We start from the raw sequence: 16186 nt of genomic DNA on the forward strand, positions 1-16186 counted from the left end.
AGAAAGAAGATGCAAAACAATGAAAAGACCTTTGATTGGTGTATCCGGCAGCCATATGGTGGATGACCATGGCACCTTTGCCGGGTACCATCGGGCCTACGTGAACGATGACTACATCCGGTCCGTAGTGGAAGCAGGCGGCGTGCCTGTAATCCTGCCCTTTACCCAGGACGCAGAAGCGGTGGCCGAAATGGTGGCCCGGGTGGACGGCGTACTTTTTAGCGGCGGCCAGGATGTGTACCCCCTAAACTACGGGGAAGAACCCTGCCGGCAGATTGGTCCGGTGTGGCCGGAACGGGACACCTTTGACCAACTGCTGTTTCAGGAAGCCCAAAAGCGGGGCATTCCCGTGGTGGGCATCTGCCGGGGCCTGCAAATTGTGAACGTGGCCCTGGGCGGCACCCTGTACCAGGACCTGAGCCTGGACAAGAATTCCTACGTAAAACATTCCCAGAACCAGGACCCGGCTACGGCTACCCACACCGTGGAAATTGCCGAAGGCAGCCGGCTAAGCCGTATCCTGGGAAAAACGGAGTGGGTCACCAATTCCCACCATCATCAGACCGTTCACGCGGTGGGCAAGGGCCTTACCGTAACGGCCCGGGCCAAGGACGGCACAGTGGAAGCGATGGAAGGCACGGAGTATCCCTACCTGATGCTGTACCAGTTCCATCCGGAAATGATGTCCATCAACAATGGGGATGCCAAGAAATTGTTTGCTGATTTTATTCATGCTGCAGAGGGGAACAACTAACATGGAAGACAAAAAAGTAAAATTCGGTCTGTCCAGCATTGTGCTGCTGGGCATCAACGGAATCATCGGCACCGGGATTTTCCTGCTGCCAAACCGGGCCTACGCCCTGATGGGGCCCGCCAGCTTGGGCATCCTGCTGTTTGACGCCTTTCTGGCTGGCTGCCTGGCCCTGTGCTTTGCAGAGGCTTCCGGCTTCTTTACCCGCAACGGCGGTCCGTATCTGTATGCCAAAGCCGCTTTCGGCGACTTCTGGGGCTACGAGGTGGGCGTTTTGAAACTGGTGGTCACCATCATTGCCTGGTCCACCATGGCCGTAGGCTTTGCCACTGCCTTGGGGGCTGCGTTCCCTGCGGTTTCCGGGAACTTTGCCAAAAATGCCATTGCAGCTATTCTGATTGGCGGCCTCAGCGCCCTGAACATTGCCGGCGTCAAGACTTCCAAAATTCTGAACGATATTATGACCATTTCCAAATTGGTGCCCTTAATTGCGTTTATTGCCATTGGTATTTTCTTCATCAACGGCGCCAATTTCACGCCTTTTGTCCCGGCTCACGTGGAAGAAGGGGCCTTTGCCAATGCGGCCATTACCCTGTTCTTTGCCTACACTGGTTTTGAAGCCATTGCTGTAGGGGCTGAAGACTTCAAAGATCCCAAAAAGAACCTGCCCCGGGCCATTATCCTGACCATGATTATCGTAACGGTTATCTATATGCTGGTACTGGGCATTTCTATCGGTATCCTGGGACCCAGCCTGGCCACGGATAAGGCTCCTATCCAGGACGCCTTTGGGAAAATCCTGGGACCTGTGGGTTCCTACTTTATCCTGATCGGGACCCTGCTGTCCATGGGCGGCATCAACATGGCGGAATCCTTCATCGCTCCCCGGGCCTGCACGGCCCTGGCTGAAGACGGCATGCTGCCGGAAGCCCTGAGCAAACGGACTCCCTGGGGTACCCCGTACGTAGCCAGTATCTTCATTGCGGTTTGCAGCATCCTGCTGGCCTGGAGCGGCAGTTTTACCACCCTGGCGGCCATTTCCGCCGTATCCCGTTTCACCCAGTACCTGCCTACGGCTTTGGCCGTTATCGTATTCCGGAAGAAATGGGCCGACCGGGAACGGAGCTATACCATTCCTGGGGGTATCTTGATTCCTGTAGTGGCCCTGGTGACCAGCCTGTGGATGCTTTCCAACGCCAAACCCATGCAGCTGGTTTGGGGTCTGGGCGGCTGCCTGGTAATCCTGCCCTACTACTTCGTCTATGCCAAAAAGAAGAAAATGGGCCTGATTCCGGAGCAAAAGGAAGAGTAAGACTTGCTCTTTTGGGAATTACCCGATACAATGTAAGAAAGTGGGTGTGTAAAACTCGTTTTTACACACCCTTGCTTTCGGTAAAACGGAAGGCTCTGCCCAGTTGGGCAGAGCCTTTTGATATGCTTATTTTTTTTGCAGGGAGGAAAAGTATGGGTTTGGTGAAAAAATTGCTGGCACCCCCTAAGGGGCACAAGCTGCTGTTTGACAACCAGAGCCTGCTGCACCTGTTCCTGCCGCTGGTCTTGGAGCAGCTCCTGGTGGTGCTGGCCGGTTTTACGGATTCCTTGATGGCAGCGGCCTTGGGGCAGGCCGCCGTATCCGGGATTTCTTTGATTGATAATATTATGCTGCTGCTGATTATGGTCTTTGTGGCCCTGGCTACCGGCGGCGCCGTCATTATGGGCCAATACCTGGGCCACCGGGAACCGGAGCGGGCCAAAGAGGCTGGGAGGCAGCTGGTATGGCTGGTGGGAGCCATTTCCCTGGGGCTCATGGCCCTGTTCTACGCCTGCCGGCCTCTGATCCTGTACAAGCTCTACGGCAGCAGTGACCCGGAGGTACTCTCCAGTGCGGACTCCTATCTCAAGGTTATCGGGCTGTCCATTCCCTTTGTGGCCCTGTTCCAGGCAGGCAGTTCTGTTTTCCGGACAGCCGGCAATACCAAGTTTCCCATGCTCATTGTGCTAGGTTCCGATATTTTCAACGTGTTTGGGAACTATACGGCTATTTATATACTGGGTTGGGGCGTGGCAGGGACGGCTTTGTCCACCGTAATCAGCCGAATCCTGTCGGTATTTGTGGTGCTGTACGGGGCCACCCACGCCAAGTTTTCCCTGACTTTGCCGCCGCTGCTCAAGGTGCGGCCCAATTGGGACCTGATTCGCCGGATGCTCCGGGTGGGCATTCCCTTCAGCGTGGAAAACGGGCTGTTCCAGCTGGGGAAAGTGGTGGTGGTCAGCATTGTCACCACCTTTGGCCTGAACGCCATTACGGCCAACGCCGTAGGCACCGTGTTTACCAACTTTCAGGTACTGCCGGGGATTGCCATGAACGCCGGCATGACCACTGTGGTGGCCCGCTGCCTGGGGGCCGGGGACGTTCCCCAAAGCAAGTACTTTACACGGAAGATAATTTGTCTTATTATGATGACAAACCTGGGCACCAGCCTTTTGAGCTTTGCGGCCTGGCCCCTGATTCTCTTTATCTACCAGTTCCCCAAGGAAACCATGGACCTGGTATGGGAAATCATGTTCTGGCACGGCACCCTGGAAACCCTGATCTGGCCCTTTGCCTTTACCCTTCCGGTAACCTTCCGGGCGGCAGGAGATGCCCGCTTTGCCATGGTGGTGGGCGTGGCCAGCATGATGCTCATGCGGGTGGGCGGCGCCTATGTGCTCTGCACCTACTGCGGCACCGGCATGTTCGGGGCGTGGATTTCCATGTTCCTGGACTGGGTGATCCGGGCCCTGATTTACGTGCCCCGTTATCTCAAAGGTACCTATTTGAAACATAAATTGATTTAAGTTTGCTGTTTACACGAAAGGAAAAGTATGACCGTTGCAAAGATTTTGAAGAAACCCAGCCTGGACCGGGCAGACCTTAGTGCCCTGATTGGCACCCTGGAACCCCAGGAGCGCCAGGCCCTGTACAATGCGGCCTATGCAGTGAAAGCCAAAGAAGTGGGCCGGGTGGCCTATTATCGGGGGCTTTTGGAGTTTTCCAACCAATGCATCAAAAATTGCCTGTACTGCGGCATCCGCCGGGACAACACCCAGGTGGAGCGGTTCACCACCAGCCGGGAGGATATCCTGGCCATGGCCAAATGGGCTTACGACAACCGGTACGGCTCTCTGACTCTCCAATCCGGAGAGCGGCAGGATGAGGAATTTACCAAAGAGGTGGAAGACCTGATTCATGCCATCAAGGACCTGTCCCACGGAGAACTGGGGCTGACCCTGTGCGTAGGGGAGCAGTCCCCGGAAACGTATCAGCGCTGGTTTGAGGCCGGCGCCCACCGGTACCTGCTGCGGATTGAAACCAGCAATCCCCGGCTGTACGCCACCCTGCATCCCCAGGACGGGCACCATGAGTGGAGCGTCCGGAAGCATTGCCTGGAAGTTCTCCGGGATATCGGCTATCAGGTGGGTACCGGGGTGATGATTGGTCTTCCCGGCCAAACCACCGACGATTTGGCGGACGATATTCTGTTCTTCCGGGATATGGACATTGATATGATTGGCATGGGGCCCTACGTGGTCCACCATGAAACTCCCTTGGGCAAGCAGGTTATGGCTGCCGGGGAAAACAGCAAGGAAGCCCAGCAGCGCCGGTTCCTTTGGGGCCTCAATATGATTGCGGCTACCCGGCTGCTGCTGCGGGATGTAAATATCGCCGCCACCACTGCCCTCCAGGCCCTCCATCCTTTGGGCCGGGAGCTGGGGCTCAAGGCCGGGGCCAATATCCTGATGCCCATTGTGACGGTGCCGGAATACCGGCCCCAATACCTGCTCTACGACAACAAACCCTGCGTGGAGGATTCTCCGGACCAGTGCCGGAACTGCCTCAGCGGCCGGGTGGCGTCCGTGGGAGACCGGGTAGGCTTCGGGGAATGGGGCGATTCTCCCCATTTTTACCATGAACATAAAGACAAAAGAGCTGCCGCGCTTTAGCGGGCAGCTCTTTTGCTATTTTAAGACGTTTTGGGGTTTAGAAGCAGACCTTGTTGGGGTTCAGGATCAGGTTGGGGTCAAAGACTTCCTTGATGCCCTGCATCAGGCGCATGGAAGTATCTCCCAGGGATTCCGCCAGGTATTGGACCTTGCCGAAACCAATGCCGTGTTCCCCGGAAATCTGGCCGCCCAGCTCGGTGCATTTGGCGTACAAGAGGTGCATGAATTGGTCAACCGCCGGCCGGAACTGTTCCAGGGGCATATCGTTGGCGCAGGTGTAGATGTGCAGGTTGCCGTCCCCGGCATGGCCGAACATCTTCACTTCAAAGGGGAAGTCCTTTTGGATTTCCTTGATGTACAGCACAAAATCCGGAATCTTGGAAATGGGAACTACCACGTCGCATTCGTCCAGCAGGCTGAACTGTTCTTCAATGCCTTCCAGGAAGGAAGAACGGGCTGCCCAGGTCTTTTCTAGGAACATGGGGGTGTCGGCTACCAGTACGTCCAGGGCACCGGCTTCCAGCATCATTTCAGCTCCCTGTTCCACCAGTTCGTCCAACTGGTCGTTGCTGGCGGCGTCCAGGGTAACCAGCAGGTAAGCACCCACTGCCTGGCCTTCCACTTCCTTGGGGAAAACGGATTTGCCCAGGTAGGCTTCGGAAGATTCCAGAATTTCCTTTTCAAAGAATTCCAGGGTCTGGGGATTCAGGGCGGACCGTTTGATGGCCGGTACGGCACCGATGCCGTCCGCCAGCTCAGCAAAAGGAACAATCAGGGTGGTGTGGGCCTTGGGCGGAGCAATCAGCTTCAGGGTCAGCTCCGTAATGATGCCCAGGGTGCCTTCGGAGCCCACCATCAGGTTCAGCAGGCTGTAGCCGGAAGACGTTTTGGAAACCGGGCTGCCCAGGTGCAGGATTTCCCCGGTGGGCAGAACCACCGTCATGGCTTGGACATAGTTCCGGGTGGTACCGTATTTTACGGCTCTCATGCCGCCGGCGTTGGTGGAAACGTTGCCGCCCAGGGTGGCAAACTTTTCGCCTGGATCCGGAGGATAGAATATACCGTGGGCCAGGGCGTCCTTGGACAGTTCATCCAGCAGTACCCCGGGCTGTACCCGTACGTTCATATTTTCTTCGTCGTAGCCCAGAATCTGCTTCATCCGGGTGGTGCACAGCACCAGGCCCTGCTGGACCGGCGTGCAGCCGCCTACCAGGCCGGTGCCGGCGCCCCGGACGGTAACCGGGATGTGGTTGGCGTTGCAGAGCTTCATGATGGCGGAAATTTCTTCCGTGCTCAGCACATCAATGGTGGCTTCGGGCATACCGATGCCGTAAATGGGCATATCATCATGGGCATAATCAGGATTGATGTCTTCTCCTACAATAACGCGGTTGCCGGAAATCTCACGCAGCTGCGCAAGAATCTCCGGAGTGATTGGTTGATATTGAATCATAACTGGAAACCTCCCCTTTGTTTAACACAGGTGAGTTTAGTATAATCAATTTCTATTTGATATACAAGTAATTGACAAAAAAATCAAAAGAATTCGCTAACTATTTTCTATAGGTCTATAACCGTTCGTTATAGACCACAGCGGCTGGCCGGGTTGGCCGGCCTGTGGTATAATGAAAAGGCAGCCTTACAGGATCTGCCGTAAATCAGCCAGGAACCTCCCCGGAGGTTCTTTCTTTTTTTGCTGTCCGTACAGTCCCGGCATTGTTCCAATAAGAAAATTCTATGGATTGTCTGTGACTAACCGGTCATGGTATGATAAGACAGTAAATGTGTGAAATTTTGCCAGGAAAGGACGTTGGTGAACGATATGCTAACCCAGAGAAAAAAGAGAAACCTGTGGCTGGGCCTGGCCCTTTTGGGCAGCTTGAGCCTGACCTGGGTGCCGGGCTCTGCTGCAGCCCAGCAGCCTGCGGCCGGAGAAAAGAGGCAGGCGGAAGCCGCCGTCAGTCCGGAAAGCCAGAAGCAGCCTGCTGCTGGACAAAAGGCTGGCAGTCAGGAAAAGACCGGGACAGAAGGGGATTCTGCCACTCAAAAAAGAACTATGCCCAGCAATGTTCCTGTAAAAACGGAACCTATCCGGAAAGTCCGGGAGGTAAACTTTGTCATCCAGCATGGGCAGCTGGTCAGTGAAGCCATTGGCGATGTGGACGGGGACGGCGTGGAAGAAGTGGTGGACCTGATGGGGGATCCGGTGGTGGACAAATCCAGCTACATGGGAAATATGTACGTGATTGTCCGGGACCTGGATTCCACCAAGGTGAAATATTATATCCGTCCCCAGGATCTGGGGGGCTACAATGCCTACCTGACCCTGTCGGACGTAACGGGTACCGGCTGGCCCGACGTCATTATTGCGGCTCCCAGCGGCGGTCCTGGGGAGACGGTGGAATACCGGATCCTGGACTTTAGCGGCACCAAGCCGGAAGAAGTGTTTACCGCAGCAGACAACCGGGGAGTGACCATGGTGGGCACCTATCTGCCGGATTATAAGGTGCGGCTCAGTTTTCCCAATCTGACCCAGGACGTGGAACTGGACCTGGCCTCCCAAAAGGATGCCTACCGGAGCCTGAACGTGTACGGGGCGGACGGCTCCCTGAAAAGCTCCGGCCTGCGGCCCCTGCTCCAGAATATCAGCCAGCTGAGCACCCTGGATGTGGACGGGGACGGGGTGGACGAACTGGTAACCCTCCAGAAGGTGATGGGCGTGGACAGCGACCAGCCCCTGGGCACTGTGCGCACGGTCTGGGGTTACCGGGCCGGGGTGTGGCAGCCCTGGAACGTCAGCTTCCGGGCGGAACTTTACGCCAAACCGGCCTACGAAAATACCGATAAGATTACCGGTACCGGCGGCTACGAAATCACAGATCTGAAGGTGGGCACGGACACTGGGGAGGTAGAATATCCCCATTTCCAGAAACTGGACGGCAAGATTGCCTGGCGCATCAACAATAAAATAGAAACCTTTGTCCGGGACCGGCTGCGGGAAGCGGTGTTCGGCACCCGGCTGAACCTGACCTACGAGGTGAAGTATACGGGCAGCAAATATGCCAGTGTCATGCTGCTGGGGCTGCTGTCCGACCGGGACCGGAGCCAGGTCATCAGCCGCAGCTTCAACTTCAACTTGACCACCGGAGAGGAAATTCCCTTAAAGGAACTGGTGCGGCCCTGGTACGGCTTCTGGAATATGGTGAAGAAGGAAGGCCAGGCCAAGGGCATTGCAATCACCGAGGATACGCTGACCGGCTACTATTACGATGGCAGCGTGTTGGGGCTCCTGGATGGGAACCGGAAAGAACTGGATATCCCCGAGGAAAAGGTGCTGCCTTTTCTGGCAAAAAATCGTATCGGAGAAGAATTTTTGACTAGCCAGTCAAATGAAGGATCCGTGAAAAAACTAGGGAAAATCAGTGAAAATAAGGAGAAAAACGGCAATTAACAGATTTGAATCTAGAAATTGCATAAGATATAATATACAAGGTTTTCTATAAGTATTCCATAGAATGCAATTTGCCGAAGAGGGCAGGATTTAGGAGGATTGTTCATGTTAGGAAAGAAAAAAGCGGTATCCGTGGGGATGGCGCTCCTGCTGTTATTGGGCGTCGCCGGCTGCGGCCAAAAGACAGCACCTATGGGTGGAGCCGTGGACGTAAAGTCCATGCAGGTCATCAAGCGGGATACTCCCATCAAGTATGAGTACACCGGCTTTGTGGAAGCAAAGAACGCGGTGGAAGTAAAATCCAAAGTTACCGGCACTATTGTGCAGAAACTGGTCAACGGCGGGGACGAAGTGCAGGCAGGACAGCTGCTGTACGTTATCGATCCCAGAACCTACCAAAACTCCGTGCTGAATGCCCAGGCCAAATTGGCCAACGCCCAGGCAACCCTAAGCAATGCGGAAAAGGATGCCTACCGGTACCAGACCTTGTACGAACAGGGCGCCGTTTCCAAGCAGACGGCTGACCAGTACAACACGGCGCTGGCCCAGGCCCAGGCCAATGTAAACGCCCAACAGGCCATCCTGGCATCTTCCCAGGTAGATGTCAGCGATACCCAGATTGTGGCTCCCTTCTCCGGCAAGATTGATACCAATCCGCTGGCGGAAGGTGCTTTCGTAACGGCCAGCTCTACGGTGCTCACCACCATTTCCAGCAGCAACCCCATGTGGGTGCGCTTCTCCGTTTCGGAAAGTGACTACCTGGATATGATGAAGGGCAACCTGAACAACGCAGGCAACCTGACGGATGTGACCCTGACCCTAAGTGACGGTACGGTCTATCCGGAAAAAGGCGTGGTCAGCCAGGTTGACCGGGGCGTCAGCGATACCACCGGTACCCTGACCCTGAAGGCTGAATTCAACAACCCCAACAACCTGCTGCTGCCGGGGATGTTCGCCAACATTTCCCTGGTGGGCTCCACCGTTCCCAACGCCATCCTGATTCCTCAGCGGGCCGTAACGGACGTAATGTACAAGCACTTTGTGTACGTCATCAACTCCGACAATACGGTAAGCATGAAGGAAGTGCAGCTGGGCGCACGGGTCGGCAAGCTGTGGCTGGTTAAGAGCGGCTTGGACGGTACCGAAAACATCGTAGTAGAAGGCATTCAGAAGCTGCAGCAGGGCGCCAAGGTAAATCCCACGCCTATGACGGAAGCTGACCTGGATACCACCGATACAGACAATTCAACTGCTGCAGGCAGTAAAGCATCCAACAGCAGCGCAAAATAAGGGGGAGGTAAAGGAAAGTGGCAAAATATTTTATTGATCACCCCGTATTCGCCTGCGTTATTTCCATTATCATCGCCCTGATCGGCATTATTTCGGCCTATAACCTGCCTATCGCCCAGTATCCCCAGATCTCCAACCCGCGTATCAGCGTAGTGGCCAACTACGTAGGCGCCAACGCGGAGGTTGTGGAACAGTCGGTAGCCCAGGCCATTGAAAAGAAGGTCAACGGCGTTGAAAACATGGTCGACATGCAGTCGGTCAGCGATAACCAGGGTAACTACACCCTGAACGTAAAGTTTGAATTGGGAACGGACCCGGATATGGACTCCGTTAAGGTGCAGAACCGTGTGGCCCAGGCCAATGCGTCCCTGCCCAGCGAAGTAACCACCTATGGTGTTACCACCAGAAAACAGTCCGCCCAGACCATCATGTATTTCTCTTTGACTTCCCCTAACGGGACCTATGACACCATGTTCTTGAAAACCTATGGTGCCACCCAGTTCGTGGATGCCTTAAAGAGAGTCAAGGGCGTTTCCGACGTCAGCGAGTACGGCCCGGAACTGTCCATGAGAATTTGGTTGGATCCTATGAAGATGGCGCAGCTGGGGGTAACCGCAGCGGATGTCCAGTCCGCCATCCAAAGTCAGAACATCCAGGCCCCGGCAGGTTCCATTGGTGCCCGGCCTACGGAAAAGGACCAGGAATTCCAGTATTCTGCCCGGGTTAAAGGCCGTCTGACCACCGCGGACGAATTCAAGAACATCGTTATCAAAAATAATAACGGCAACCTGCTCCGGGTAAAAGATGTAGCCCGGGTAGAGTTTGGTCCCCGTGACGACAGTGTCGTCAGTAAGCTGGATGGCATGAACGCCATGTCCTATGCCATCAGCCTGAACACCGATGCCAACGCCCTGGAAACCGTGGCTGGCGTCAGAAAAGTGCTGGCCGAAGCCCAAAAGAGCTTCCCGCCGGATATGGAATTAAACATTGTGCAGGATAACACGGACTATGTACGTGAATCCCTGAAAGAAGTGGTTATCACCCTGGTAGAAACCCTGGTACTGGTAGTACTGATTACCTGGGTATTCCTGCAAAGCTGGCGGGCTACCCTGGTGCCCACCCTGGCCATCCCCGTATCCCTATTGGGTACCTTCGGTTCCTTCATCATCTTTGGTTTCAGTATCAATACCCTGACCCTATTTGCCTTGGTGCTGGCCATCGGTATCGTAGTAGATGATGCCATCGTAGTGGTGGAAGCTGTAGAACATAACGTGGATGCCCTGGGGATGAGCCCTAAGGAAGCCACCTACACCGCCATGCGGGACGTATCTGGGGCCATTGTGGCCACCGCCTTCGTGCTGCTGGCCGTATTCCTGCCGGTAGCCTTCCTGGGCGGCACCACCGGCGTACTGTACAAACAGTTCGCCCTGACCATTACCGTGGCGCTGACCATTTCCGCTGTGGTAGCCATGTCCCTGAGCCCGGCTGTGTGCGCCCTGGTGATCCGTCCCAAGAAGGAAACGGACAAGAACACCTTCCTGGGCAAGATGTTTGGCTACTTCAACCGGTGGCTGGAACGGACCACGGGCAAATACGTGAACAACGTAAAACGCCTGCTGCGCCATTTCCGGGTAGGCCTGTGTGCTCTGCTGGTGGTCTTCGTACTGATCGGTGCTTTCTTCAAACTGATTCCTTCCGGGTTCGTACCAGATGAAGACCAGAGCTTTACCCTGATGACGGCAACCCTGCCGGAAGCCGCCTCCACTGCCCGGACCATCAAGGCCACCAATGATTTGGCTGCCCAGGTACGGCAGATTCCCGGTGTAAAGCATGTCATGCAGATTGTGGGCTTTGATGCCCTGTCCATGGCCCGGAAGTCCAACGCCGCCATCATGCCCGTAAAACTGGAAGATATCCAGAACCGGACCACCGATGATCTGAGCGTTTACTCCATCATCAATAAACTGAACGGCGTAGGTGCCAAAACCCCTGCTGCCAACGTTATGGCCTTTAACGAAGCCGTACTGCCCGGCATGTCCAGTACAGGTAACCTGAGCCTGTACATTATGGACACCACCGGCCATGATACGGATGTAATGGCCAGCGATGTGCAGACCATCCTGGGCAAGCTGAACCAGCGCCCGGAAGTGTCCCATATGTACACCACGTTCACCAACAATACCCCGGCCCTGCAGTTTGAAGTAGACCGGGCCAAAGCAGAAAGCTTGAACGTACCGGTATCCAGCGTGTTTACCACCCTCCAGGCTTTCCTGGGCGGGGACGAAGTCAACGACTTTAACCTGCTGGGCCAGACCTGGAAGGTTGTTATCCAGGCAGAACCCCAATACAGAGGGGACACCAAGAGCTTTGCCAATCTGTACGTAGCCAGCAATTCCGGGAACCTGGTTCCCCTGAGCGCGTTGGTAAAATCCAAGGAAATGGTGGCCGCGCCTGCCATTACCCGGTATAACGGTGCCCGGGGTGCCAAGATCGCAGGTTCTCCTGCTTCCGGTTACTCCACCGGCCAATCCATGGCCGCTGTAGAAGAAGTGCTGAACAGCCAGCTGCCTTCCGGCTACACCTACGAATGGATCGACCAGAGCCGGGATGAAAAGTCCGCCGGCAACTCCTCCTTCATCATGTTCGGGATTTCCCTGGTATTCGTTTACCTGTGCCTGTCCGCCCTGTATGAAAGCTGGACCCTGCCGCTGGGCATCATCTTCGCCGTACCTTCCGCTGTAATGGGGGCCGTTGGCTTCCAGTACCTGCGGGGCCTGCAGAGCGATATCTACATGCAGATTGGGTTGATCGTGCTCATTGGTCTGTCGGCCAAGAACGCCATCCTGATTGTGGAATACGCCAAGATGAGAGTGGACAACGGCTGGGCCATTATGCCCGCCCTGATCGATACCGTACAGGTTCGTCTCCGTCCTATTCTGATGACCGCCTTCTCTACGGTTATTGGTGCTGTGCCTCTGGCCTACGCCAGCGGCGCAGGTGCAGGCAGCCGTACTTCCATTGGTACCGCCATTATCGGTGGTATGATGGCTTCTACGTTCCTGTCCCTGTTCCTGGTTCCTGTATTGTTCCTGACCATTGAAAAGGTCTTCCATCCCAAGACGCCGGTTGGCTCTGTGGATGATGAAATTCCCAGTGATCAGCTTTAAGTTATGAAAAATGCCTCTCCTGCCGGCTGGCAGGGGAGGCATTTTATTTTCCGCCTTTTGGTGGACAAAGCCCGGAAAGTCCAAGGAGAACGGAATGGGCTAACAGATGAAAAAAATAGGCTCTTCACGTTTTATTGTGGGATGGCAGATTTCTGCCATCCTTCTTTTATGTCTAGCAACATCCCACTGTCGCAATCTCTAGACAGTGCCGTTTCGTATAGATGGTAATGCTGAATATCGAATCAGAGTGAAAAAATATTCATCATTTTTGTATCCATACCCTATTCGTTTTGCAACCTTAATCTTGTTATTGAAGCCTTCAAGCTTTCCTGTGGTAATCGGATGGGCTGAGTGAGCAATCAAACCCTCTTTGCGTTTTCGCTTTAAGCGGGCAAACTTTTGCAGCTGCGGTATGTTGCCCTCCTCGGCTCCTTTAAACCATTTTTCCCATTCTACGGCAGCTAAATCGGGGTTTCTAAGCTCGAATAGATCACTTAGTTCCTCTTTCATTGTATGGCAAACTGTCAAATTTTCATGTTTTTTAAGGATTTCCTTGAGATTTTCTGCCTTTTTATCGCTTAGTGTTTCTTCCTTGCAAAGCAGCGTCCAGCGAGCTTGTTTTACTTCCTTGTAAAGCCGATTCTCCTCTTTAATTGAATCCTCTGCTTTTGTTGCCTGCTCTTCAGCAATATTCTCTGTAATCCCAAGCTTTAGGTTATCGGCTTTCTCTTTGTGCTGTCTTGCTTCCTCCAGCCTTACGGCTCCCAGCACATCTCGTCCATACTGGGCTTGCATATGGTAGCGGTCGTGTACTATTGCCGCATGAGGCAGATACTTTTCTACCAGGGTGTTGAACGATGCGTTCATGTCCATTGCGACAGCTTCTACTTCAGACAAATACTCCAGGTCTGTCTCTTCAAAAAACTTTGTAAAGGCAGCTATAGAGCGTCCCGCACCAACCCAGAGGATGTCTCCCATATCAAGGTCCATAACACAGGTTGCGTAAGTATGGCCTTTGTGCATTGCAAACTCATCAACGGCAAGATGCTTAGGACGGTAGCCACTTTTGCGAAGTTCCTCGCTTCGCGTTTTGAGAGCCTCGTCCATAATTTCCTTATGGATTTTAGAAACTGTTCCCCAATGGATACCGGTCAAATCGCTGACTGCTTTAATCGTCATTTGATGCATAAGCAAAATCTTGATCCATAAAGCGGCACGAGAAGTGACTCTGGTTCCAGGATACTTAAAGGTTATGTTTTCATTGAAGGTATGCCCGCATTTTTGGCACCGGTAGCGGTGGAATCTCACACGAAGAATCCGTGGCTTTCCGGGTATCCAGGGCATGTCTTTAAGTGTAGTTACAGGGTTGTCATGGACATGGACCTTACCGCCGCAGCAAGGGCATACAACGTCGGCTGTAGGCCGGGTACTATTTACATCTATGATCTCTTCAAAAAGAGAAGCAATACTCGTAGGAATATTTTCCTGTATGTTTTTGCATAAATTTGCTATACTTGAGGTTGAGAGCACGTGGATCATTCCTTTCGTAGTTTTGTCGCTATTACTTAGAATGGAGCATCCCGTGCTCTTTTTCAATACCTTTTTTCAGTTTTTAAATTCTGTCTTAGATTTCGTATCCCCCAATTTTCCGTGATGAGCCAAAAAATATCCGAATGGTAATGTAATATTTAACAAATTCATTCAGAAATTCTTTGCAATTTTCGAATGAAACGTTTATAATAGGTACCATTCTGATTAGTGTAAGGGTGAGTGTACGTGAAAAGAACAAATGTAACACCAAATCTGCTCAAACAGGTGTGGCACCTGACCCGAAGCTATTGGCGCAGTGAGGAAAAGAAAAAAGCCTACCTGCTCCTGGCAGCCATTCTGCTGCTGACCCTGGGTGTGGTGTTTATGCTGGTGCTGCTGAACGAATGGAACAATGCCTTCTATACGGCCCTGCAAGACTATCAGACGGAAGAAATCTTCCATCAGCTGAAACGTTTTACCGTTTTGGCCTTTATTTACATTATTTTGGCCGTTTACGCCTATTATCTCCAGCAGGTACTGATTCTGCACTGGCGCCGGTGGCTGACGGGCCGGTACATTGATGCCTGGCTCCAAAATAAGACCTATTACCGGCTGCAAATGTTCGGGAAAGATATGGATAACCCGGACCAAAGAATCAGTGAGGACGTGAACCTGTTCGTCACCGATACCCTGGGCTTTTTCGTAGGCATCATCAAGGCGGTGTGCACGCTGCTGTCCTTCGTGGTGATTCTCTGGCAGCTGTCCGGACCCTTTTCCTTCCAGCTGCTGGGCCGGACCTGGCAGGTTCCCGGGTATATGGTTTGGGTGGCCGTGGCCTACGCTGTAGTAGGCACCTGGCTGACCCACCGGGTGGGGCACAAACTGGTAGCCCTGAATTTCCTCCAGCAGCGCCGGGAGGCAGATTTCCGTTTCAGCATGATGCGGATGCGGGAGAACGCTGAAAGCGTAGCTTTCTATCATGGGGAAGAACAGGAAGGCCGGGTCTTCAAAAACCGTTTTACCCTGCTGCTGGAAAACTTCTGGAAAATTGTTTTGAAGCAGAAGCAGCTGGTGTGGCTGAATTCCGGGTATTCCCAGATTGCCATCATCTTTCCCTTTGTGGTGGCCATTCCCCGCTTCCTGCGCCGGGAACTGACCCTGGGCGGGCTGATGCAGGTGGCTACGGCCTTTGGCCGGGTCCAGGATGCCCTGTCCTACTTTGTGGATATGTATACTTCCCTGGCCGCCTGGCAGGCCGTGGTAGAGCGGCTTACCAGTTTTGAGGCCCATATGGAGCTGGTGCAGGCGGCGGGCAGTGCTTCCCAGCTGGTCCAGGGAAGCTCCCCGGATGCAGCGCTCCATATCAAGGACCTGGAAGTGGACCTGCCCAATGGGCAGCCCATTCTCCAGGGGCTGAATCTGACCCTGGAGCCGGGGAAAAACCTTTTGATTCAGGGCCTCAGCGGCAGCGGGAAAAGCACCCTGCTGCGCTGTCTGGCCGGTCTCTGGCCCTTTGTGAAAGGGGAAACGGACTTGCCCCCGGGCAGTACTGTCATGTTCATTCCCCAGCGCCCCTATTTGCCGTTAGGCACCCTGCGGGATGCCATTCTGTATCCCGGCACCAGGGACCTGCCCGACGCCCACCTGCGTCAGGTACTGGCGGAGTGCCAAATTGGCTATTTGGCCAAGCACCTTTTGGAAGAAGGGGACTGGGCCCACGTCTTTTCCTTGGGCGAGCAGCAGCGGCTGGCTTTTGCCCGGATTTTGATCTACCAGCCGGCCTGGCTGTTTATGGATGAATCCACTTCGGCCCTGGATGAGGAAACCGAAGCCCGGATGTACCAATTGCTGGCAGAGAAGCTGCCGCATACCACCGTTATCAGTGTAGGACACAGAAGTTCCCTGCTTCAGTTCCACCAGCTGGTCCTGCATTTGGATAAAAATAAAAAAGAAGCAACGCTTCAGGCAGCGCCTGCTGCCCAAGACTGCCGCACGGCAGAATTTTGATGGGGG

Annotated in this window: 10 protein-coding genes; 8 read left to right on the forward strand and 2 right to left on the reverse strand. The window is 54.0% G+C overall.

Translation table 11 applies throughout. The annotated features are described in order from the left end of the window. Window positions 1-19: 19 nt before the first annotated feature. From LKE88_RS10245 to hydE, 4 genes are all read left to right on the forward strand, one after another. Window positions 20-754 (forward strand): gamma-glutamyl-gamma-aminobutyrate hydrolase family protein, encoded by a 735-nt coding sequence (locus tag LKE88_RS10245; RefSeq protein WP_105326798.1) that lies wholly within the window; start codon window positions 20-22, stop codon window positions 752-754. A 1-nt stretch (window position 755) separates the two neighbouring features. Further along, window positions 756-2063 (forward strand): APC family permease, encoded by a 1308-nt coding sequence (locus tag LKE88_RS10250; RefSeq protein WP_105326799.1) that lies wholly within the window; start codon window positions 756-758, stop codon window positions 2061-2063. 152 nt (window positions 2064-2215) lie between these two features. Beyond that, window positions 2216-3589, forward strand: a complete 1374-nt coding sequence (locus LKE88_RS10255) for an MATE family efflux transporter (RefSeq protein WP_105326800.1) — start codon at window positions 2216-2218, stop codon at window positions 3587-3589. Window positions 3590-3616: 27 nt separating this feature from the next. Further along, window positions 3617-4735: a [FeFe] hydrogenase H-cluster radical SAM maturase HydE gene (gene hydE, locus LKE88_RS10260; protein ID WP_105326801.1), complete on the forward strand. Its 1119-nt coding sequence runs from the start codon at window positions 3617-3619 to the stop codon at window positions 4733-4735. 37 nt (window positions 4736-4772) lie between these two features. Here the strand turns inward: hydE and LKE88_RS10265 are convergent, their stop codons facing one another. Next, window positions 4773-6188 carry a D-lactate dehydrogenase gene (locus LKE88_RS10265; protein WP_105326802.1) on the reverse strand — a complete coding sequence of 472 codons (1416 nt, stop codon included), beginning with the start codon at window positions 6186-6188 and terminating at the stop codon, window positions 4773-4775. 369 nt (window positions 6189-6557) lie between these two features. Between LKE88_RS10265 and LKE88_RS10270 the strand changes: the two genes are divergently transcribed. From LKE88_RS10270 to LKE88_RS10280, 3 genes are all read left to right on the forward strand, one after another. After that, complete coding sequence (locus tag LKE88_RS10270) at window positions 6558-8186, forward strand: YybI family spore inner coat protein (RefSeq protein WP_276803529.1); 1629 nt, start codon at window positions 6558-6560, stop codon at window positions 8184-8186. Window positions 8187-8291: 105 nt separating this feature from the next. Then, complete coding sequence (locus LKE88_RS10275) at window positions 8292-9476, forward strand: efflux RND transporter periplasmic adaptor subunit (RefSeq protein ID WP_276803531.1); 1185 nt, start codon at window positions 8292-8294, stop codon at window positions 9474-9476. A gap of 17 nt (window positions 9477-9493) precedes the next feature. Next, complete coding sequence (locus LKE88_RS10280; RefSeq protein ID WP_276803533.1) at window positions 9494-12643, forward strand: efflux RND transporter permease subunit; 3150 nt, start codon at window positions 9494-9496, stop codon at window positions 12641-12643. A gap of 198 nt (window positions 12644-12841) precedes the next feature. Here LKE88_RS10280 and LKE88_RS10285 read toward each other — a convergent pair whose 3' ends face one another. Continuing rightward, window positions 12842-14182, reverse strand: coding sequence for an ISL3 family transposase (locus tag LKE88_RS10285; RefSeq protein ID WP_276803910.1), 1341 nt, complete (start codon window positions 14180-14182; stop codon window positions 12842-12844). A 237-nt stretch (window positions 14183-14419) separates the two neighbouring features. On the opposite strand from LKE88_RS10285, the gene LKE88_RS10290 reads away from it, so the two are divergent. Next, window positions 14420-16180 (forward strand): ABC transporter ATP-binding protein/permease, encoded by a 1761-nt coding sequence (locus tag LKE88_RS10290; protein WP_105326806.1) that lies wholly within the window; start codon window positions 14420-14422, stop codon window positions 16178-16180. Window positions 16181-16186: the final 6 nt, after the last annotated feature.

The sequence above is a fragment of the Acidaminococcus hominis genome, from assembly GCF_022484025.1.
GTDB lineage: Bacteria > Bacillota > Negativicutes > Acidaminococcales > Acidaminococcaceae > Acidaminococcus > Acidaminococcus hominis.